The 18,014-nt window shown below is 60.1% G+C and carries 20 protein-coding genes; 11 read left to right on the top strand and 9 right to left on the bottom strand.

Annotated elements, in window-relative coordinates:
* Positions 1 to 46: 46 nt before the first annotated feature.
* The 4 genes from lspA to GOW31_RS17950 all read right to left on the bottom strand — a co-directional run bounded on the left by lspA (position 47) and on the right by GOW31_RS17950 (position 5,224).
* Complete coding sequence (gene lspA / locus GOW31_RS17935; protein ID WP_171171967.1) at positions 47 to 523, bottom strand: signal peptidase II; 477 nt, start codon at positions 521 to 523, stop codon at positions 47 to 49.
* Positions 523 to 2,112 carry a bifunctional phosphoribosylaminoimidazolecarboxamide formyltransferase/IMP cyclohydrolase gene (purH, locus tag GOW31_RS17940; RefSeq protein WP_171117204.1) on the bottom strand — a complete coding sequence of 530 codons (1,590 nt, stop codon included), beginning with the start codon at positions 2,110 to 2,112 and terminating at the stop codon, positions 523 to 525. The genes lspA and purH overlap by 1 nt, the downstream gene beginning before the upstream one ends.
* Positions 2,113 to 2,134: 22 nt before the next feature.
* Positions 2,135 to 3,874 carry a heparinase II/III family protein gene (locus GOW31_RS17945; protein ID WP_171171969.1) on the bottom strand — a complete coding sequence of 580 codons (1,740 nt, stop codon included), beginning with the start codon at positions 3,872 to 3,874 and terminating at the stop codon, positions 2,135 to 2,137.
* Positions 3,875 to 3,964: 90 nt separating this feature from the next.
* A complete protein-coding gene (locus tag GOW31_RS17950) occupies positions 3,965 to 5,224 on the bottom strand; it encodes an RsmB/NOP family class I SAM-dependent RNA methyltransferase (protein ID WP_171171971.1) in 1,260 nt (419 codons plus the stop codon).
* An 88-nt stretch (positions 5,225 to 5,312) separates the two neighbouring features.
* Between GOW31_RS17950 and GOW31_RS17955 the strand changes: the two genes are divergently transcribed.
* On the top strand, positions 5,313 to 5,495 hold the full coding sequence (locus tag GOW31_RS17955) for a DUF1674 domain-containing protein (RefSeq protein ID WP_152459369.1): 183 nt from the start codon (positions 5,313 to 5,315) through the stop codon (positions 5,493 to 5,495).
* Between the two features lie 4 nt (positions 5,496 to 5,499).
* On the opposite strand, the gene GOW31_RS17960 is transcribed toward GOW31_RS17955, so the two are convergent.
* Positions 5,500 to 6,354 (bottom strand): LysR family transcriptional regulator, encoded by an 855-nt coding sequence (locus GOW31_RS17960; protein WP_171171973.1) that lies wholly within the window; start codon positions 6,352 to 6,354, stop codon positions 5,500 to 5,502.
* Between the two features lie 99 nt (positions 6,355 to 6,453).
* On the opposite strand from GOW31_RS17960, the gene GOW31_RS17965 reads away from it, so the two are divergent.
* Genes GOW31_RS17965 through GOW31_RS17975 form a run of 3 tightly spaced genes read left to right on the top strand, consistent with a single transcriptional unit; the run spans position 6,454 to position 8,842 of the window.
* The gene (locus GOW31_RS17965; protein ID WP_171171975.1) at positions 6,454 to 7,590 is read left to right on the top strand and encodes a TauD/TfdA family dioxygenase; all 1,137 of its coding nucleotides are present in this window, start codon (positions 6,454 to 6,456) and stop codon (positions 7,588 to 7,590) included.
* Positions 7,587 to 8,177 (top strand): HD domain-containing protein, encoded by a 591-nt coding sequence (locus GOW31_RS17970; protein ID WP_171171978.1) that lies wholly within the window; start codon positions 7,587 to 7,589, stop codon positions 8,175 to 8,177. Before GOW31_RS17965 ends, GOW31_RS17970 begins: the two co-directional genes overlap by 4 nt.
* On the top strand, positions 8,174 to 8,842 hold the full coding sequence (locus GOW31_RS17975; protein ID WP_171171979.1) for an ureidoglycolate lyase: 669 nt from the start codon (positions 8,174 to 8,176) through the stop codon (positions 8,840 to 8,842). The genes GOW31_RS17970 and GOW31_RS17975 overlap by 4 nt, the downstream gene beginning before the upstream one ends.
* Here GOW31_RS17975 and GOW31_RS17980 read toward each other — a convergent pair.
* Positions 8,829 to 9,512, bottom strand: a complete 684-nt coding sequence (locus tag GOW31_RS17980; RefSeq protein ID WP_171171981.1) for a DUF2306 domain-containing protein — start codon at positions 9,510 to 9,512, stop codon at positions 8,829 to 8,831. The genes GOW31_RS17975 and GOW31_RS17980 overlap by 14 nt on opposite strands.
* Positions 9,513 to 9,704: 192 nt before the next feature.
* On the opposite strand from GOW31_RS17980, the gene GOW31_RS17985 reads away from it, so the two are divergent.
* A complete protein-coding gene (locus tag GOW31_RS17985) occupies positions 9,705 to 10,073 on the top strand; it encodes a hypothetical protein (RefSeq protein ID WP_171171983.1) in 369 nt (122 codons plus the stop codon).
* 9 nt (positions 10,074 to 10,082) lie between these two features.
* Here GOW31_RS17985 and dapB read toward each other — a convergent pair whose 3' ends face one another.
* The gene (gene dapB / locus GOW31_RS17990) at positions 10,083 to 10,892 is read right to left on the bottom strand and encodes a 4-hydroxy-tetrahydrodipicolinate reductase (RefSeq protein ID WP_171171985.1); all 810 of its coding nucleotides are present in this window, start codon (positions 10,890 to 10,892) and stop codon (positions 10,083 to 10,085) included.
* Positions 10,893 to 10,983: 91 nt separating this feature from the next.
* Between dapB and rbfA the strand changes: the two genes are divergently transcribed.
* From rbfA to rpsO, 6 genes are all read left to right on the top strand, one after another.
* Complete coding sequence (rbfA, locus tag GOW31_RS17995; RefSeq protein ID WP_152459376.1) at positions 10,984 to 11,379, top strand: 30S ribosome-binding factor RbfA; 396 nt, start codon at positions 10,984 to 10,986, stop codon at positions 11,377 to 11,379.
* Positions 11,376 to 12,113 carry a phosphodiester glycosidase family protein gene (locus GOW31_RS18000; RefSeq protein WP_171171987.1) on the top strand — a complete coding sequence of 246 codons (738 nt, stop codon included), beginning with the start codon at positions 11,376 to 11,378 and terminating at the stop codon, positions 12,111 to 12,113. The genes rbfA and GOW31_RS18000 overlap by 4 nt, the downstream gene beginning before the upstream one ends.
* Before the next feature lie 60 nt (positions 12,114 to 12,173).
* A complete protein-coding gene (gene truB, locus GOW31_RS18005) occupies positions 12,174 to 13,079 on the top strand; it encodes a tRNA pseudouridine(55) synthase TruB (protein WP_171171989.1) in 906 nt (301 codons plus the stop codon).
* A 21-nt stretch (positions 13,080 to 13,100) separates the two neighbouring features.
* On the top strand, positions 13,101 to 13,604 hold the full coding sequence (locus GOW31_RS18010; RefSeq protein WP_152459379.1) for a DUF1643 domain-containing protein: 504 nt from the start codon (positions 13,101 to 13,103) through the stop codon (positions 13,602 to 13,604).
* 94 nt (positions 13,605 to 13,698) lie between these two features.
* Positions 13,699 to 14,712, top strand: coding sequence for a calcium-binding protein (locus GOW31_RS18015; protein ID WP_152459380.1), 1,014 nt, complete (start codon positions 13,699 to 13,701; stop codon positions 14,710 to 14,712).
* A 143-nt stretch (positions 14,713 to 14,855) separates the two neighbouring features.
* Positions 14,856 to 15,125, top strand: coding sequence for a 30S ribosomal protein S15 (rpsO, locus tag GOW31_RS18020; RefSeq protein ID WP_152459381.1), 270 nt, complete (start codon positions 14,856 to 14,858; stop codon positions 15,123 to 15,125).
* 163 nt (positions 15,126 to 15,288) lie between these two features.
* Here the strand turns inward: rpsO and GOW31_RS18025 are convergent, their stop codons facing one another.
* The gene (locus GOW31_RS18025; protein WP_171171991.1) at positions 15,289 to 16,041 is read right to left on the bottom strand and encodes a class I SAM-dependent methyltransferase; all 753 of its coding nucleotides are present in this window, start codon (positions 16,039 to 16,041) and stop codon (positions 15,289 to 15,291) included.
* Positions 16,042 to 16,385: 344 nt separating this feature from the next.
* Entirely contained in the window at positions 16,386 to 17,987 is a 1,602-nt protein-coding gene (locus GOW31_RS18030) for a BCCT family transporter (RefSeq protein ID WP_152459384.1), read from the bottom strand.
* Positions 17,988 to 18,014: the final 27 nt, after the last annotated feature.

Raw genomic sequence — 18,014 nt, forward strand, 5'->3', positions numbered from 1 at the left:
GTCTCCAGCCTGTTTCAGGCGCTTTTATCGCATATCATTCCGCGCGTCACGAGGCCTTTTTGCCGTCAAACAGCACCAGCCCGATGGCTCCTGCAAATATGAAGACATCTGCGAGGTTGAAAACAAACGGATTGTTGATACCGCAACAGGACATGTTCAGGAAATCCAGAACAAAGCCGTAAAGAACCCGATCCACCACATTCGCCAGCGCACCGCCGATCAGCAGGCCGCCACAAAACAGCATCAGACCTGAATGGGCTGAACGGCTGAGCCAGACAAGCACGCCGACACAGATCGCCACGGAAACACCGATCAGAATCCAGCGCGCAGCCTCCGAATTTCCTTGGAAAAGGCCGAAATTGATGCCCCGGTTCTCGCCGTATTTGAACACCAGCAGCGGCGGTACAACATCAATGCCGCCGGGTTGATCGGCCACGCGCATGACATGAACGACCAGATATTTACTGATCTGGTCGATCGCAAAGGCGGCCAGCGCCGCCCAGAGAAGCAGGCGTGACCGCATCAGTGACGGAAATGGCGCATGCCGGTAAAGACCATGGCCAGGCCGGCCTCATCCGCGGCGGCGATGACTTCGTCATCCCGCATGGACCCACCCGGTTGGATCACACAGGTTGCGCCAGCCTCGGCCGCTTCCATCAGGCCGTCAGGGAAGGGGAAAAACGCGTCCGACGCAACCGCCGAACCGATGGTCAGCGGTTGGGCCAAGCCCAGCGCGTCAGCCATGCGTTCGGCTTTCTTGGCAGCGATCAGGGCCGAGTCCACACGGCTCATCTGGCCCGCGCCAACGCCGACGGTGGCGCCGTCTTTGACATAGACGATGGCGTTGGACTTGACGTGCTTTGCCACTTTCCAGGCAAACAAAAGGTCACGCATCTGTTCGTCGGTCGGGGCCTTCTTGGTCACGACTTTCAGATCATCCAAGCCGACAAAGCCGTTATCCTTGTCCTGCACCAGCAACCCGCCGGCCACCTGACGCACGGTTTTCCCACCGGCGGTCACATCCGGCAGAGCTTCGGTTGTCAGCAGGCGCAGGTTTTTCTTGGCGGCAAAGACTGCCTTGGCCTCATCCGATGCGCCCGGAGCGATCACGACTTCGGTGAAAATCCCGGTGATCTCCTGCGCGGTTTCGGCGTCCAGGGGCTGATTCAACGCCACGATCCCGCCAAAGGCCGAGGTGCGGTCGCAGTCGAAGGCAGCCTTGTAGGCCTGAAGCAGGGTTGCACCCTTGGCCACACCGCAGGGGTTGGCGTGCTTGATGATGGCACAGGCGGCGCCCTCGGTGGGGTCAAACTCGGCCACCAGTTCAAAGGCCGCATCCGTGTCATTGATGTTGTTGTAACTCAGTTCCTTGCCCTGATGCTGGATCGCGGTCGCCACACCGGGCCGATTGGTGCCGTCGGTGTAGAACGCAGCCTGCTGATGGCTGTTCTCGCCATAGCGCAAGGTCTGTTTCAATTCACCGGCAAAGGCGCGGCGCCTCGGGGCTTCAAGCTCCAGCGCATCGGCCAGCCAGTTGGACACTGCCGTGTCATAGGCAGCCGTACGGGCATAGGCTTTCTGCGCCAGCTTGCGGCGGAATTTCGGACAGGTCGCGCCGTCGTGCTGATCCATATCGCCTAGCAGTTTTTCGTAGTCTTCAACGTCCACGACCACGTTTACGAACGCATGGTTCTTGGCCGCCGCGCGGATCATCGCCGGACCACCGATGTCGATATTCTCGACGCACTCATCGTAACCTGCGCCTTTGGCCACGGTTGCTTCAAACGGATACAGGTTCACAACCAGCAGATCGATTGCATCGATGCCGTGTTCGCTCATGGCTACGACATGGGTGTCGTTGTCGCGCAGGGCCAGCAGCCCGCCGTGCACCATCGGGTGCAGGGTCTTGACCCGGCCATCCATCATCTCGGGGAAGCCGGTGATCTCGCTGACATCCTTCACCACAAGCCCTGCATCGCGCAGCGCCTTGGCCGTGCCGCCGGTCGACAGCAGTTCGACCCCGCGCTCGGCCAGCGCCTTGCCCAGCTCGATCAGCCCGGTTTTGTCGGATACGGAAAGCAACGCGCGGCGCACGGGGTGAAGATCGGTCATGGGTCCAAAGGTCCTTTTGGCGTCAGTCTAACTCGGGCTCGTCCCGATGCGTATCGCGCACGGCATAGGCTGTGTCCTGTGCCTTGCTCAGAGTCCACCGGGTGCGCGTCGCATACTCCATTGCGCGCCCGGATAGAACGATCTGTTTTGTCGCGCGTGGCTTCAAACGCCCTTTTTCAAGGTAAACGCTTGGCTCGACGGACAATTTTCCAACGCCGTCATGGCGGAATACCCAGATTTCACCGCTTTTGAGCGCCATCGATACCGCCGCACCGCCCAAATCCAGCGCCGCATCGACATCCGGATGCAGGTGAAACCGGATGTCATAGCCAATGCCTTTGAGGCCCGAAGCGTCCATCGCCTTGTCAAATTGACGCTTTGCCTTGTCGGTCGCCGTCAGCAGAATATCCTCGACCGTCAGCTCGCGCCCGTCAAATCGCAACTCAAAGGTCCGCGCATGGGTCAGACCAAAGACCTTTGCGTATCCATCGTGCCCCGCCATAAAGCGGATCCCCTCGAACGCATCCTCGAAATCAACGGGCACCTCCTGTGGCGCGTCCACCAGCGCCTGCGCTTCACGCCCCGACACCGGGTTGGCCAGCCGGGCGCTTGAGTACCCATCCAGGCAAAGCGTCGAGTGCGACGGCGTCGCCCGTCCTGCGCGGCGCCATTCCAGCCCGAAACTGGCCCCCGACCCGCAATTCACGATCAGCGGCCGCCGCCCCGAGGTCAACTCGAACGCCAGAGTAGAGGCATGCGCATTGTAAGAGGCCGCCCCCGACGGCGGTATGCTGGCATCCACGATCACCGTGGTGCGTGCAGCCGACAGACGGGCATAGCCCATCGGCAATTCGGTGGCCGCCTTGTGTTTGACGCCGCTTTGCGCAAGGGCCTGTTCCAGTCGCCCCTCGACACCGCGCCCGCCACCATGAAACCGCGCCAACGCCCCATCCGCGTGGCGCAGGCTGCGCAAGGTCGGCGCGATCCGTTTGATCGCATTGGCCTGGGCGGCAGGCGTCCCGCGACCAAGATCATTCAGCGCCGCCGAAGTCCAGCTGAGCAGCGTGAACACCTCGAGCAATTCTTCCGGATTGCGGGTTGGAATTCCGCCCTGCGCATCCACCTGACGGTCGCATTCCCCGGCCAGGGCGCGCAGGGCCGGGTCGGCCATCCGCTCCAGACCCTCCAGCGCCAGCCCGGCCTGTACCAGTCCGGCCAGCGCCTCGAACCGGGGCAGTCCCGGGGTCGCGGCATGCCAGCGCTTGGACAGGAACCATGTTTGCTGGGCCAACGAGCGGAAAAACAGTTTGCTTTGTTTTTCATCCGCCCCTCGCAGCAGAAAAAGCGCGTGGTTGATCCAGCGCATCACCCGACGTCCGGTCAGATCAGGCGCCCAGCCGGGCCCTTGCCCGCGGCCATGAGATTCAATCCATCCCCAGACCCAGCGCTGCGCCTTTTCCCGCGCACGCATGTCTCCGACCGCGGCCAGATCATCCAGCCACGCAAAGCCGTGACGTTCTTCGTCAAAGCCGGCGCTGGGGGCGGTGACGTCCCAAAGCCCGGTATCTTCGGCCTCGACCAGATAGCCGGCGAACAACAGATTTCCGGCAACCAGTTGCCGGCCACGTGCGAACGAACCCACCGAGCGCGGATCCGGTTGCGCAACAAACCCTGTGACCGCCTTTTGCCGTTGGCTCAGGTGCGCATAGAAACGGTTCTGAAACCGCATCCACCGACTGGCCATGGTGTCTGATTTCGACATGACGCGTGTTACTCTGCCCCTTGCGCTCTGCTGGCGCTTGAGACCCAACGATAGACCGCGCCGATCGTCAAGTCATCGAAAAGCGTGCGTTCAGACGGATTTGGTCAGACACGCGACATAGAACCCGTCCATACCACCCCGATCCGGCCAATAATCCGGTCGCAATCGCAAGCCGCCTTCCTCGGTGATCCAATCCGTTTCGACACCGGGTACGTTCAGCGCGTCGCGATCCACGCTCATGTCCGAATACATGTCCAGCGCCTCTTCCACCTGAACTTCCCCCTCGTCCGGCAGCAGGGAACAGGTGCAATAGACCAGGCGCCCACCGGGTTTGAGCAAGCCCCACGCATGGGACAACATGCGCGACTGGAGCTCGATCAGGCCGCCGAATTCCGAACCGTCCTTGGCAAACGGCAAGTCAGGATGTCTGCGAATCGTACCCGTGGCCGAGCACGGCGCGTCCAGCAGGATCGCGTCGTACTGGCCCTCGTGTTCCAGCGCATCGCCCACGATGACCTTCGCCCTGAGGCCGGTCCTTGCAAGGTTTTCGCGCACCCGTTCCATCCGTGAGTCCGATACGTCAAGTGCCGTGACATCGGCCCCTGCGGCCGCAAGCTGCATCGTTTTCCCACCTGGGGCCGCGCAGAGATCCAGCACTTTTTCGCCCGCCTTCGGGGCCAGAACGCGAACCGGCAAAGCCGCAGCGGCGTCCTGCACCCACCAGTCACCTGCTTCGTACCCCGGCAGGGTCGAGACCTGACCCGCGTCCTTTATACGCACCGACCCGGTCGGAAGGATCTCGCCTGAGGGGCCTTTCGCCCCTGGTTTCAAGGTAAGGTCCAGTGGCGCACCCGCGAAATGTGCCTGCTCGATTCCGGTTACGGCATCCGTGCCCCACGCTGCGATCAGCGGTTCACGCAACCAGTCCGGCAAACGCGGAACGCGCATCTTCGGCCACGCCTCGGGGCCTTCTGCCGCAACCTTGCGCAGAACGGCATTCACCAACCCCTTGAGGCGACCATGCTTGCGCGAGCGGCTGACGATCTCGACCATGGAGTTGACGACGCCATGGGCGGCTTCGCCGTTGCAAAGTTCGACCGCACCCAGTCTCAGCGCGTTGTGGACCGTCAGAGCGGGTGTTCGGTTCAGGTGGTTGGCCAGCAGGCGGTCGGCCCGTTCCAGCCCACGCAGTGTTTCCAACGCCAGTCGCTGGGCACGCGCGCGATCCTCGGGTTCCAAGCGATCCACTGCGCCCGCCGCCAGACACTCGGCCAGCAGGCGACCTTCGCCCAGAACCTGATCCAGAAGATAGATTGCGCTGCGCCGTGCTGCTGTCGCGCTGTTAGACATGGTACCGCCTTCATGTGACCTGCGTCCGCATTGCCAATGGCGGACGCGGGCGTATATCAAGACTGCGCAAGGAAAGGAACCCGATGTAATGAGTGACGACCGCAAAGACTTGCCCCCCGCCGCCCAGCGCGCCCTGGCAGAAGCGGAAGAACGCCGCCGCAAAGCCAAAGCCGAGGCCCGGGAATTGCCGAAAGAGCTGGGTGGCCGGGACGGACCGGACCCGGCCCGTTACGGTGACTGGGAAAAGAAGGGCATCGCCATCGATTTCTGAACGGTCAACCACGCAGCGCATTCAGGAAATCCTTGATCAGGGCACGCTGTTTTCTGGACTTCGCCCGGTCTTCAGGCCAGGTCAGCCAGTACCCGTCTTTCGTGTGCAATTCGGGTAAATCCAGCCGCCGCAACCGACCCTCTTGCAGGTCGGCAAGGGCCAAGGGAACCGATCCCAAAACCACACCCATGCCGCGCCGCGCAGCCGAAATCGCATGTTCCATCGAATCAAAGCTGATTTTTGATTGCGGCAGGTCCTGCTGGCCGCTTTTCTGGCTCCATTCTCTCCAGCCGGGGCGTTCTCCGCGCAGGTCAATCAATGGGGCGCCCCAATTGACACCCGGCGGCGCCATGGGGGCAAGGACCTCAGACGCGATCAGGGCGGCATCACGCCCGGCCCAGATACCCCGACCATATCGGATTTGCAGCCAGGTTCGTTCTTCGTCCAAAGACGACCGGCGCGCGACCGAGTCGGTCATCACCCGAACCCCTGGCTGCATCTCGTGAAACCGAGTCAGCGCCGGCAGAACCAGTGCGTGGATGTTCGACGACAAGCCGGCCACGCGCAGCTCGCGCGGGGATTTGCCAAACAGGTCCTCGGTATTGCGCTCCAGCGCGCGAAGGCTGTCCTGCACCAAAGGCAGATAGCTTTCACCTTCGACCGTCAGTGACACGCCCCGCGCCTCGCGCACGAACAAGGATCGGCCCAGCCAGGCTTCGAGGTTGCCGATCCGCTGGCTGACAGCGGCCTGCGTCAGCCCGAATTCCTTGGCTGCTGCCGAGAACCCACCAAGACGCCCGGCGGCCTCGAACACGCGCAGCCAGTCCAATGGCGGTAGCCCGATCTTTTTCCTAGCCATTAGATTTTCCAAGCCTCAGCCGAAATAAGGATTAATTGTCGTAATGCCATGAAAAGCGTATCTGCTCAACCAAAGCTCGCGCCGAACAGGAGACCCCAAATGCTGCGCACCGCCACCCATGACACTTCGGTCGTCACCGTCGCGTTCGACACAGGAACGCAAGCCCGCTTTCACGCCGTCTGGTTGCGCGACAACGCGCTGGACCCGGAAACCCGGGCCCCGGGCAACGGCCAGCGGCTGATCACCATCGGCGATATCCCTGCTGACATCTCGGTCAGTTCAGCCGAGGTTGTCGCGGGCGGCCTTCAGGTCACGTTCCAGCCCGAAGACAAAACCGTTACCTTCCCGGCCGAATGGCTGGCCGAACACAACTATGATTGCGAACGGGACGACACGCTGGGCCGCACCGGCCCCGGCATCATCACCTGGGAAGGCGGGATCGCCGCACCCAGTGGCGACTGGAACGAGGTTCATGCCAGCCCTGCGGCCAAACGCAGCTGGCTGGCGTCTGTGGCGAGTTACGGCTTTGCCAAGCTGACGGGCGGGCCAACCGAACCAGAGTCGCTTTTGAAAGTGGCCGACCTGTTCGGCTATGTCCGCGAAACCAACTATGGCCCTTATTTCGAGGTTCGGACGGAAGTGAACCCGACCAACCTCGCCTATACTGGGCTTGGCTTGCAGGCCCACACCGACAACCCCTATCGCGACCCTGTGCCGACGCTGCAAATCCTCTATTGTCTGGAAAACAGCGCCGAAGGGGGCGACTCGATCGTGGTCGATGGCTTTCGCGCTGCCGAAAAGCTGCATGCGCAGAACCCCGAAGGTTTTGCGCTGCTGGCAGGCTACCCGGCGCGGTTTGAATACAAGGGGTCTGACGGTGTCTGCCTGCGGTCTCGCCGTCCGATGATCGAATTGTCGCCGGATGGCGAATTGGTCGGCATTCGCTTCAACAACCGTTCCTCAGCGCCATTCGTGGACGTGCCTTTCGACAGGATGGAGGCCTATTACGCCGCTTACCGTCAACTGGGCGAGATCATCGACGACCCGGCCATGGGCGTGTCGTTCAAACTGGAGCCGGGCGAAAGCTTCATCGTCGACAACACCCGTGTCCTGCACGCGCGGCTGGGCTATTCCGGTGCCGGTTCGCGCTGGTTGCAGGGATGCTATGCCGACAAGGACGGGTTGCTGTCCACACTGGCGGCGATGGAGATGACGCAGCCGGAGGCAGCGGAATGAAGCCCGATTTCTCGACCCTGAACCGGGACAATATCGTCGCCTTCATCGGGGATATCTTCGAACGCCGCGGCGGTGAGGAATATCTTGGAGAACCCGTCACCATGGCCCAGCACATGCTGCAAGGCGCCACCATCGCCGAACAGAACGGCCAGCCTGAAGAGATCATCGTCGGCGCCTTGTTGCATGATATCGGCCATTTCACATCCGAGTTCGGGACCTACCATCCCGATGATACCGAAGATCGCCACCACGAAGATGCGGGTGCTGAGGTGCTGGAGCAGTTCTTCCCTTCGGTCATCACCGATTGCTGTCGATATCACGTGGCCGCCAAACGGTATCTCTGCGCCACCAAGCCCGAATATTTCAACCGCCTCTCTGCCGCCTCGGTCCATACCTTGGAACTGCAAGGCGGCCCGATGAGCGCCGAAGAAGTCGCCGCCTTCGAATCCAATCCGAACCTGAAAGACATCATTCAGGTCCGGTATCTGGATGAGGCCGGCAAACGGGCGGATATGGAAACACCGGATTTCGCCCATTTCGCACCTATGGTGCAGCGCATGGTCGACAAGCACCTGGGGGCATCATGACCGCACCCGAGTACATCTTCGAGGCCAGTTCCAAGCCATCCCTGCCGTGGCACGAGGTTCCTCTGATCCGGGCGACGGACAGCACGGTCAAGGGGTACGGCTGTTTGGTCGACGACCCCAGAACCTTCGAAATCGAGATCGTACGCTGGCCGCAGCAGGGCTGGCGACCGATTGACGACGGCACGGGTGACGAAGGCGGCTGGGTTGAAGGCACGTTCAAATGCGATTGGCAGGGTGACGTGCTTTATGGTGAGAACGAGGCGGTCAAAGGCCATTACGTGCTGGGTTGGTCCGCCGACCCTCAGCAGGCGCAAACCGACCGACAAACGGCCCCACGGGATCAAGTGTTGCTGTGGCATATGAACTATCACCCCGATGGCGGGCAGATGTTCTGGCCGCTGGACAACAAGCCCTTCATCGTGCCCGCGGCCCTGCCTGGCGACAATCTGACCCCGGACAAGGTGGTGGCGTTCTGGTGTGACGGGTCAAAGGGGCTCTATATCCATCCCGGCATCTGGCACGAGGGGATTTTCCCGGTCGAGGACAACCAGCGTTTTCTGGATCGTCAGGGCCGGGTCCACGCGCGGGTCAGCGCCGATATCGGCAAAGAGTTCGGCGTTTATCTGGCCTGCCCGCTGCGGGCAGACAAAGTCAGAGATTTGTGACCAACGCCCCCTGATGCCTCGGGCGCCGGCGTGCAATCCAAATCTGCACGGCCAGCAGATAAGGCACAAAGAACGCGAAATTCTGAATCCGATCGAACGGGCCCGAGAAATCGGGTTCTGACCCCCACCCGCCGGTCAGCAGATACCACAGTGTGTAATGCACGCGGTAAAGCCACGACCCCAACGCCAGCCAGAACAACCGCAATCCCCATGACCAATGGCCTGCGCGATCCCCTTCCAAAGCCCTGCGCGCCACCATCAGCGCAGCCGTGAAAAGACACAGCCCGTACAGAAAAAAGGCGGCAGACATCAGCGGCCCACCGATGGTTCCGCGCAGGGGAATATAGATCATGCCCGCCAGCCCGGTGATCCATGCCAGCGCCACCAGACAAGCTCCCATCATGCGGTGAAATCGATTGTACTTGAGCCGCAGCCCCTTCAACAGTTGAAGCGGGACGAGTGCGACCAGAAAAGTACCTGCCAAAATGTGCACCAACATCGCGGCATTGCCGAAATTCTTACCATCAGCGAACAAATAGCTGTGCCGGGCGGCGTCCTGCGAAAACCCAACGCCGATCGTGTCGAACCCGTGCATCACAAAGGGCAGCAGAGTCAGATAGAACGCTGCCAGCAATAGCCCGATAGCCACACGAGAATTCAGGGTTTGCATACTTGGATCTTAGCGCCCCAAGACAAAGCGTCTACCGCGTAAAACCCAGCAAATCCTCTGAACGTAGATGGAATCATCTCAAAACCGCCAGATTCGAGTGGACTAAATTGGAACAGGGTAAAAAAGTACCTCTGGAAAGCCTGTTTTTGCTCTTGTCAAAACGCAACTGTTGCACTGCGAAAGGAACTTAATTTGGGGCTCCTGTTCCTGTTCATGTTTGGTTTCGTGACAATCATGACACTTACAAGTTGGGCAGCAGCAATTTTGCTCGCTTCGGTTTTCCCGATATTCAACTTCAAAGATGAATTTATTGAGTTCTGGATCAGAACGCGCGGCTCTCCGCCATCACGCAGAAGGCTGATTCTGAACGCCTATGGGGCGGCCAACTATTTTTTCATGGCTGAAAAGTGCCACGACTTAAATGTGCCCAATGGCATAAGGATCGTCCCCAATGCCAATTTATTACAATCATTTATGCTAGGTTTCGCATCGATTCTTGTCGCAGTGCTCTTTTGGGTCGCCGTTTTCTTTACCTATGTCCTTGTGCGCGTCTACATCTGACGGAAGCGCCTACAACCCCAGCACATCCACCATGTCATATTGACCGGGCGCCTTCCCCTGCCCCCACAGTGCCGCCTTCAGCGCGCCGCGGGCAAAAATCGCGCGGTCGCTGGCCAGATGGCGCAAAACGATTCGCTCTCCGGGCGCGGCGAACAGTACGTCATGTTCACCAACGATGTCGCCACCGCGAATGGCGTGGAAGCCAATGTCACCACGCTTGCGCGCACCGGTGATGCCATCCCGCCCCCGGTCGGCCACATCCGACAGTTTGACGCCGCGCCCCTCGGCGGCGGCCTCGCCCAACATCAGCGCGGTGCCGGATGGTGCGTCCACCTTGTGATGGTGATGCCCTTCGATGATTTCGATATCAAAATCCTCATCCAGTGCAGCCGCGACTTTCTTGGTCAGTTGCACCAGCAGGTTGACGCCAAGGCTCATGTTCCCTGCCCGCACGATCACCGCGTGGCGCGAGGCCGGTTCCAGCGCGGCGATCTGCTCATCCGTCATGCCGGTCGTGCCGATCACATGCACGCAACGCGCCTGTGCGGCCAAAGCGGCAAAGTCCAGCGTCGCCTCGGGCGCGGTAAAGTCGATCACCGCCTGTGCCTGCGCAAAAGCTTCCAACGGGTCATCGGTAACTTTGACGCCCAGCGCCTTGCCACCCATGGCTTCGCCCACATCCTGACCGACCCAGTCATGCCCCGTGCGCTCGACCACGCCGACCAAACGCGCCTGATCACTGTCGGTTACGGTCTTGATCAGCATCTGCCCCATGCGGCCCGAAGCCCCTGTGATGACGATACCCGGAATATGGGTCATGGCGGTATTCCCTTGCTGCAAACTGCTCAAAGCCTCCTACCTCGTTCGCGCCCGCTTGGCAAAGCCCCGGTTTGCGCTTAGATCGGGGATTATGGCAAAGAACAAATTCCACGATGGCCCCGGCCCGTCCCAACGACAGCTGCGCGTCGGCGAACTGATCCGCCGCACCCTGTCCGAGGTTCTAGCGCGCGGAGATGTCCACGACCCCGACCTGAACCGCATGTCGATCACAGTGGGCGAGGTGCGCACCTCGCCCGATCTGAAAATCGCCACCGCCTATGTGCTGCCCTTGGGCGGCAAAGGGCAGGAGGACGTGATCGATCTGCTCGCCCGCAACAAAAGTGAACTGCGGCGCATGGTTGGCAAAAAGGTCGGCCTGAAATTCTCGCCCGATCTTCGGTTCCGCCTTGATGACACGTTCGATCGTCTGGACGACACCCGCCGCATGTTCGAACAGGACGCGGTGCGCCGCGATCTGGACGAGTGATCCGGGCACTTGTCACATTGGGCGCGGTTGTCTGGGCCGCGCAAGCCTCTGCGGTCACTTGCGAAAAGCTGACCCATGATGACAAGCGCTATACCGTCTGCGAGGTCGACGCGGAAAACGAAGACCTGCGCCTGTTTCTCAACGACGAAAACGGGGATCTGCTGGGGCATTTCTCGTCGGTGAACGAGGCGCTGGCCCCCGGCGGCAAGCGTCTGGCCTTTGCCATGAACGCGGGCATGTACCACGATGACCGTTCGCCCGTCGGCCATTATGTCGAGAACGGCAAAGAGGTCATGCGGGTGATCTCCAACCCCGGCCCCGGCAATTTCGGCCTGCTGCCCAACGGCGTGTTCTGCATCCGCGCGGGCCGCGCTGACGTGTTCGAGACGCTGGATTTCATCGACCGGGCCCCCGACTGCCGGTTCGCCAGCCAATCCGGCCCGATGCTGGTGATCGATGGTGAATTGCACCCCCGGTTCCTGGCCGATTCGACCTCGCACTATGTGCGCAACGGGGTGGGCACCAGCACCGATGGCACCCGTGCGGTGTTCGTGATTTCCGAAGATTACGTCACATTCCACGAATTCGGCCGTCTGTTCCGCGACGTGCTGGAAACTCCGAATGCGCTGTTCTTCGATGGCAATATCTCTCGCATGTATGACCGCGCGAACAATCGGTCCGATGTCGGGTTTTCGCTGGGGCCGATCGTGGGTGTGGTCGAAGACGCACCTTGAAATTGACAGGACGATGGCGATCCGCTAGGTCGCGCGCCTCAGCAAGATTGAAGGTGCTATATGGGACGCAAACGCAAGGGTCGCGACATTTCCGGCTGGCTGGTGGTGGACAAGCCCGCGGGCATGACGTCGACCGCTGTGGTCAACAAGGTGCGCTGGGCGATGGATGCCAAAAAGGCGGGCCATGCGGGCACGCTTGACCCCGAAGCGACCGGCGTTCTGGCCGTGGCTCTGGGTGAGGCGACCAAAACCGTTCCCTACATCACGGATGCTCTGAAAGCCTACACCTTCACTGTCCGTCTGGGCCAGGCCACCAACACTGACGATGCCGAGGGCGAAGTGATTGCCGAAAGCGATGCCCGCCCGTCAGACGAAGACATCAAGCGGGCGTTGACCCCGTTTCTGGGCGACATCATGCAGGTTCCGCCCAAGTTTTCCGCCGTGAAAATCGACGGCCAGCGCGCCTACAAACTGGCCCGCGGCGGCGAAGACGTGGAACTGACAGCCCGGCCCCTTTGGGTCGAGGAACTGATCCTTGTCGATCGCCCCGACCCGGATCACGTGGTGTTGGAGATGACCTGCGGCAAGGGCGGTTATGTCCGCTCGATCGCCCGCGATCTGGGTGAAGCGCTGGGATGCCACGGCCACGTCCGGGAACTGCGCCGGATCTGGTCCGGACCGTTCGAGGCCGAAGACGGGGTGAGCATCGAACAGATCGACGAAATGGCAAAGACAACGGCGCTGGACGACTATCTGCACCCGCTGGAAGCCGGCCTGTCCGACCTGCCAGAGCTTAAATGCACCCCCGAAGGCGCAACCCGCCTGCGCAATGGCAACCCGGGCATGGTGTTGGCCTCGGATGTTGAATACGGCGACGAGGCATGGGCCTCGCTGGATGGCAAGGCCGTGGCCGTGGGGGTTTACAAATCAGGCGAATTGCATCCCAGCCGGGTGTTCGCCGCCTGAACCGCGTGTTAGGCGAAAGGCATGATCACCCGAACGCACACCAAGGGCGATGCGCCCTCGACCGCCATCTACTCCGACTGCGAGAAATACCGCTATAGCCTGACCCGCGTGTGGGACCCGGCAGGGCGCAAGGCGCTGTTTGTCATGTTGAACCCGTCTACCGCGACCGAAGTGCAGAACGACCCGACGGTTGAACGCTGCGAACGTCGTGCCCGGGCGCTGGGGTTCGGCGCGTTTCAGGTGACCAACATCTTTGCCTGGCGCGACACCGATCCGCGCAAGATGCGTGCCGCTGCCGATCCGGTAGGCCCGGAAAATGACGCCGCCATTCTTGAAGGTGTTCGGTGGGCCGATCAGGTCATCGCCGCCTGGGGCACCCATGGTGCGCATCTGGACCGGGGCCCGGCGGTGGAGACCTTGTTGCGCAACACCGGCCAGCCGCTGTTCCATCTGGGCTTGACCAAAGACGGCCACCCCAAGCACCCGCTTTATGTCGCCTACAGCCAACAGCCCGAGCAATGGTGATAAAGTATTAACCATTTCAATAACTTGACTTTGACCCGATCGCCAATTGCATGGGATGTTCACCCTCGGAGCATTCTGCGATCGGAGAGGTGTCATGTTTCTGGCCGGATTGATCGGACTCGCCGCCATCGGCGGTGCCGCATACGCGATGAGCGACATGCTGATCGAAGACGAGGACGTTTCAGAGGACGGGCCCAACGAGGACCCGGAAACGGAACCCGACACCGGAGAGTTTCTTGATATTGGCGAAAACGTCGAAGACCCGGTAAACCCCGACATCGAAACCCCATCCACTGGCACCGTAATCTCTGAATTCGAAGGAGATCTCGTGATTGCCGGCAGCGATGGCCCGGACCAGGTCACCGGTCAGGACGGTGTTGACCAGATCAACGGGTTTGGCGGCGATGATACCATCGACGGCGGCAAGGGCGATGACGTTCTGCACGGGGGCGAAGGTACGGACACGATTTCGGGTGGTCAGGGTGATGATGTTCTGCACGGAGAGGCGGATGACGACTTTCTGTTCGGCAATGAGGGGGACGACGCCCTGTTCGGCCATTTCGGGGACGACACCCTGGATGGCGGCGAAGGCGAAGACGAACTTTATGGCGGTCAGGGCGACGATACTCTGACGGGCGGGGCCGATGATGACGCGTTGCAGGGCGGGTTCGGAGACGATGCCCTGAACGGTGGCGCAGGTGAAGATACGGTCTTTGGCGGCGACGGCGATGACTTTGTCTTTGGCCTCGAAGAAGGCGCAGCCGAAAAAGACTTCCTGAATGGGGGCGCCGGTGACGACACCATTGTGGCAGGCGGCGGGGATGTGGTTAACGGTGGGCAGGGCGCCGATGACATCGTGCTGAGCCCGGGTGACGAAGACGTGACCGTCATGGGATTCCAACCCGGTGAGGACAAGTTGCTTGTCACCTGGGAGGATGAGGCTGACCCGGAGATCGAGGTGGAACCCGACGCTGAAAACGCCAACCTGACCCGGGTCATGATCAACGGTCAGGAAGTGGCGCAGGTATACGGGGCTCAAGGCATGACGGTGGCCGACATACAATTGATCACCGAAGCGCAACTGGCCCAGTACGGGCAGATGGTCTGAGCCCGCAAATTCCCTTTGCCATTTGGTGAAAATGCGCTTATACGCGCCCATCCGCATCGGAATCGGTGCGGTTTTCTCCATGGGCCTGTGCTGGACGACATCCCGGCCTGCGCCATCAACTCTAACCTTTGAAGGAGACCCCGATGTCGATCACTGCTGAAGAAAAAGCACGCGTCATGAAAGAATTCGCAACCAAAGAGGGCGACACCGGTTCGCCTGAAGTACAGGTTGCCATCCTGACCTCGCGCATCACCACTTTGACCGAGCACTTCAAGACCCACAAGAAAGACAACCACGGTCGTCGCGGTCTGCTGAAGATGGTTGCCCAGCGCCGCAAACTGCTGGACTACCTGAAAGGCAAAGAAGAAGCACGTTACCAGGACCTGATCAAAAAGCTGGGCATCCGCCGCTAAGCGCTTTTTTGCAAATGACCTGAAACCGGGTTTTCCGGTTCAACGCCCGCCAACCGGCGGGCGTTTTCCGTTGGATCCGCCGCAAGCGATACATCCCTCTTAACTTGCCAGAGCAGCTGAGCATTCCGTGGCCGTCAGGGAATGTCCGTTGCGGCACTTGGTTCTAAGCTTTCTGCGTGTTTTCCCAGCGCGTGGCATAGTCACTTTGCGACACACTTGTACTTGTCTTGGTGTCAGCAACAGGTTTTCGAACCACATAATCCAGAAGAACAGGCAGTCCCGGACCAAAAGTTCCCAGCGGTCGCGGACGTTTCTTTGTCTTGTTGGGATCCGTCATCTTCACCACGTCACGGGCGGCGTATGGCCTCAATGGCTGCCACACGCATTTCAGAGCCTCATAGTTCATGGCGTTGACCCAAAAACCGTACACGATCTCTGGGCAAATCTGATAGAAGCCGTGATTGATCCAGTTGTTCGATGGCGAATGTGCGATAAACACACCCCCGGGCTTCAGCATCTTGTCGATGTTTCTGTAGGCCGTCGGCAAGTCGAACACGTGCTCGCATGTTCCACCGTCATAGATAACGTCAAACCGACCAACCAGATTTTCAGGCAAGTCCCCCGCGAGATCCTGAACGATGCTCGCACCTTCGAAATCCGAAAAATCCAGCGAATCCACTTCCAAGAACCCAAGTTTCCGAAAGAACGTTTCCGAATATCCATCATCCGGGTTGCAAAGGTCAGCTTCGGCCACTCCGGGCAAGTATTTCTGCAAGGTTTCCCTGAACAATGCGGCGGACGTAGACCGGCGCGCACCGATCCAATCCTGCCGCCCAAGCATCAGAAAGCTTCCTGAAAGGTCATTGGATTTGACATCTTCAATCAGGCGCGCAGCCAGGACATCAACAATTGACACTCATTCCTCCGAAGGGTGGTCCAAAGCGGTTTTCTTCGCGTGAACGTCCTATTCTGAGGATTCAATGTCAACGCAATAGCAATGTTCCGGAACATGCGGCAAAGCGGGCAAGTTTCCCGGCCAGCGTAAAGTTGGCAGCTTCCCTGCTTTGCTGACATCCTGCGCCCGGGTGTTCGGCATCCGGCATCAAGCGCAGAGCCCGACCTGTGCGGTTTTCTTCGCGCTGACGGGTATAAAATTCCGGTCAAGACACCGCGCAGATCTCTTCACTTTATGCAGGCTCCACAAAACCGAAGACGCCCACCAATCGGCGGGCGTCTCGTCCATGGGAAAAATCTTCGGCTCTACATTTTCGCCTTTTCTGATTTCAACGCCAGCCACAGGCAGTAGCACATTATCAGAACCACCAGCGTAAAGGGGATGCCGGTCGAAACCGCCGCGCCCTGCAATGCGGAAAGACCGCCTCCCAACAGCAATGCGATGGCAACCAGGCCTTCCAATGTGCACCAGAACACACGCTGAACCACGGGCGCGTCCATCTTGCCGCCTGCCGTGATTGTGTCGATCACCAACGACCCTGAATCGGATGAGGTGACAAAGAAGATGACGATCAGGACAAGGGCAATCGGGGCAACGATGCCGTAAAGCGGCAGCTCCTTCAGGAAACCGAACAGCGCTCCCTCGGGGGCGTAGCTGTCGATCACGGTCGCGCGCACACCTTCTGCTCCGCCTGCGTTCAACATGTCGATGGCTGCGCCACCGAAGGTCGACATCCACAGGGCACAGACGGCTGTTGGCGCCAGCAGCGCACAGATTACGAACTCGCGCACCGTACGGCCCTTTGAAATGCGGGCAATGAACATGCCAACAAACGGTGACCATGCGATCCACCACGCCCAGTAGAAGGTCGTCCAACCGTGGAAATAGCTGGTGTCTTCCCGTCCGAACGGGTTCGACAGCGCGGGCAGGTGCAGCACGTAATCAGTCATCACGTTGAAATACCGCGCGATGGCGGTGCCAATGCCCGTTACAGCGATGACGAAAAGGAACAGCCCCACGGCCATGATCATATTGATCTCACTCAGCCGTTTGACGCCCGCATCCATGCCCAGCAAAACCGAGCCCAGCGCGATCAATGTAATACCAATGATCAGCAGAACCACGACGGTGGGGCTGGGTTCGATGCCGAAGACCTCGTATAGGCCAGCGGCAACCTGCTGAGCACCCAGACCGAGCGATGTGGTCAATCCGAACAACGTGGCAAAAACCGCCAACGTGTCGATGATATGGCCCCACCAGCCCCAGACCCGTTCACCCAGAATTGGATAGAAGGCCGAACGCAAAGTCAGGGGCAGGTTCAGATTGTAGCTGAAAATCGCCAGGCTCAGGCCGACTGCGGCGTAAACCGCCCAGCCTTCCAGCCCCCAATGGTGAATGGTTCCAACAACGCCGATATACTCATTGCCCGGAACAGCGATATCGATACCCAGTGGGCGCGCATTCCCGTCTTCGGCAAAGTTGTAGTAGACCGGCTCCATCACACCGAAAAACAAAAGACCGATACCAATACCGGCGGCGAACATCATCGCGATCCATCCGGCGTAGGAATAATCAGGCTTGGCGTCCTTGCCGCCGATCCGCACACTGCCGACGGGCAGGATGATCAGAACGAGGCAAAACAGGGTGATTGCATCTACCGAAAGGACCAGAAACCAATCGAACGTGCTGGTTAGCCAAGGCCGGAGCCAGCCGAAAAACGTAGCTGCGGCCTCTTGGTTGGCCAATGCGATCAGAACGAACGCAAAGATCATGATACTCGAGATCAGAAAGACCGGGTTGTGAATGTCCAAGCCAAACGGCCGGACGTTATCCTGCCCCAGTTCATATTCCGTTTCGAAGTCGTAGATCCGGGGGTCCGGATCCAGCATCTTCTTTGTTTGTGCCATTCGATTGCCCTTCTGTTCGCTGTCTGC

The sequence above is a fragment of the Ruegeria sp. HKCCA0370 genome, from assembly GCF_013033705.1.
Lineage (GTDB): Bacteria > Pseudomonadota > Alphaproteobacteria > Rhodobacterales > Rhodobacteraceae > Ruegeria.

What these genes read in the sequence shown, in the direction of transcription:
- GOW31_RS18030 (WP_152459384.1), bottom strand. Translation starts at nt 17,987, where the DNA reads ATGGCACAAACAAAGAAGATGCTGGATCCGGACCCCCGGATCTACGAC.
- GOW31_RS17950 (WP_171171971.1), bottom strand. Translation starts at nt 5,224, where the DNA reads ATGTCTAACAGCGCGACAGCAGCACGGCGCAGCGCAATCTATCTTCTG.
- GOW31_RS17975 (WP_171171979.1), top strand. Translation starts at nt 8,174, where the DNA reads ATGACCGCACCCGAGTACATCTTCGAGGCCAGTTCCAAGCCATCCCTG.
- GOW31_RS18015 (WP_152459380.1), top strand. Translation starts at nt 13,699, where the DNA reads ATGTTTCTGGCCGGATTGATCGGACTCGCCGCCATCGGCGGTGCCGCA.
- rpsO (WP_152459381.1), top strand. Translation starts at nt 14,856, where the DNA reads ATGTCGATCACTGCTGAAGAAAAAGCACGCGTCATGAAAGAATTCGCA.
- GOW31_RS17955 (WP_152459369.1), top strand. Translation starts at nt 5,313, where the DNA reads ATGAGTGACGACCGCAAAGACTTGCCCCCCGCCGCCCAGCGCGCCCTG.
- GOW31_RS17960 (WP_171171973.1), bottom strand. Translation starts at nt 6,354, where the DNA reads ATGGCTAGGAAAAAGATCGGGCTACCGCCATTGGACTGGCTGCGCGTG.
- truB (WP_171171989.1), top strand. Translation starts at nt 12,174, where the DNA reads ATGGGACGCAAACGCAAGGGTCGCGACATTTCCGGCTGGCTGGTGGTG.
- lspA (WP_171171967.1), bottom strand. Translation starts at nt 523, where the DNA reads ATGCGGTCACGCCTGCTTCTCTGGGCGGCGCTGGCCGCCTTTGCGATC.
- GOW31_RS17945 (WP_171171969.1), bottom strand. Translation starts at nt 3,874, where the DNA reads ATGTCGAAATCAGACACCATGGCCAGTCGGTGGATGCGGTTTCAGAAC.
- rbfA (WP_152459376.1), top strand. Translation starts at nt 10,984, where the DNA reads ATGGCAAAGAACAAATTCCACGATGGCCCCGGCCCGTCCCAACGACAG.
- GOW31_RS18010 (WP_152459379.1), top strand. Translation starts at nt 13,101, where the DNA reads ATGATCACCCGAACGCACACCAAGGGCGATGCGCCCTCGACCGCCATC.
- GOW31_RS17965 (WP_171171975.1), top strand. Translation starts at nt 6,454, where the DNA reads ATGCTGCGCACCGCCACCCATGACACTTCGGTCGTCACCGTCGCGTTC.
- purH (WP_171117204.1), bottom strand. Translation starts at nt 2,112, where the DNA reads ATGACCGATCTTCACCCCGTGCGCCGCGCGTTGCTTTCCGTATCCGAC.
- dapB (WP_171171985.1), bottom strand. Translation starts at nt 10,892, where the DNA reads ATGACCCATATTCCGGGTATCGTCATCACAGGGGCTTCGGGCCGCATG.
- GOW31_RS17970 (WP_171171978.1), top strand. Translation starts at nt 7,587, where the DNA reads ATGAAGCCCGATTTCTCGACCCTGAACCGGGACAATATCGTCGCCTTC.
- GOW31_RS17980 (WP_171171981.1), bottom strand. Translation starts at nt 9,512, where the DNA reads ATGCAAACCCTGAATTCTCGTGTGGCTATCGGGCTATTGCTGGCAGCG.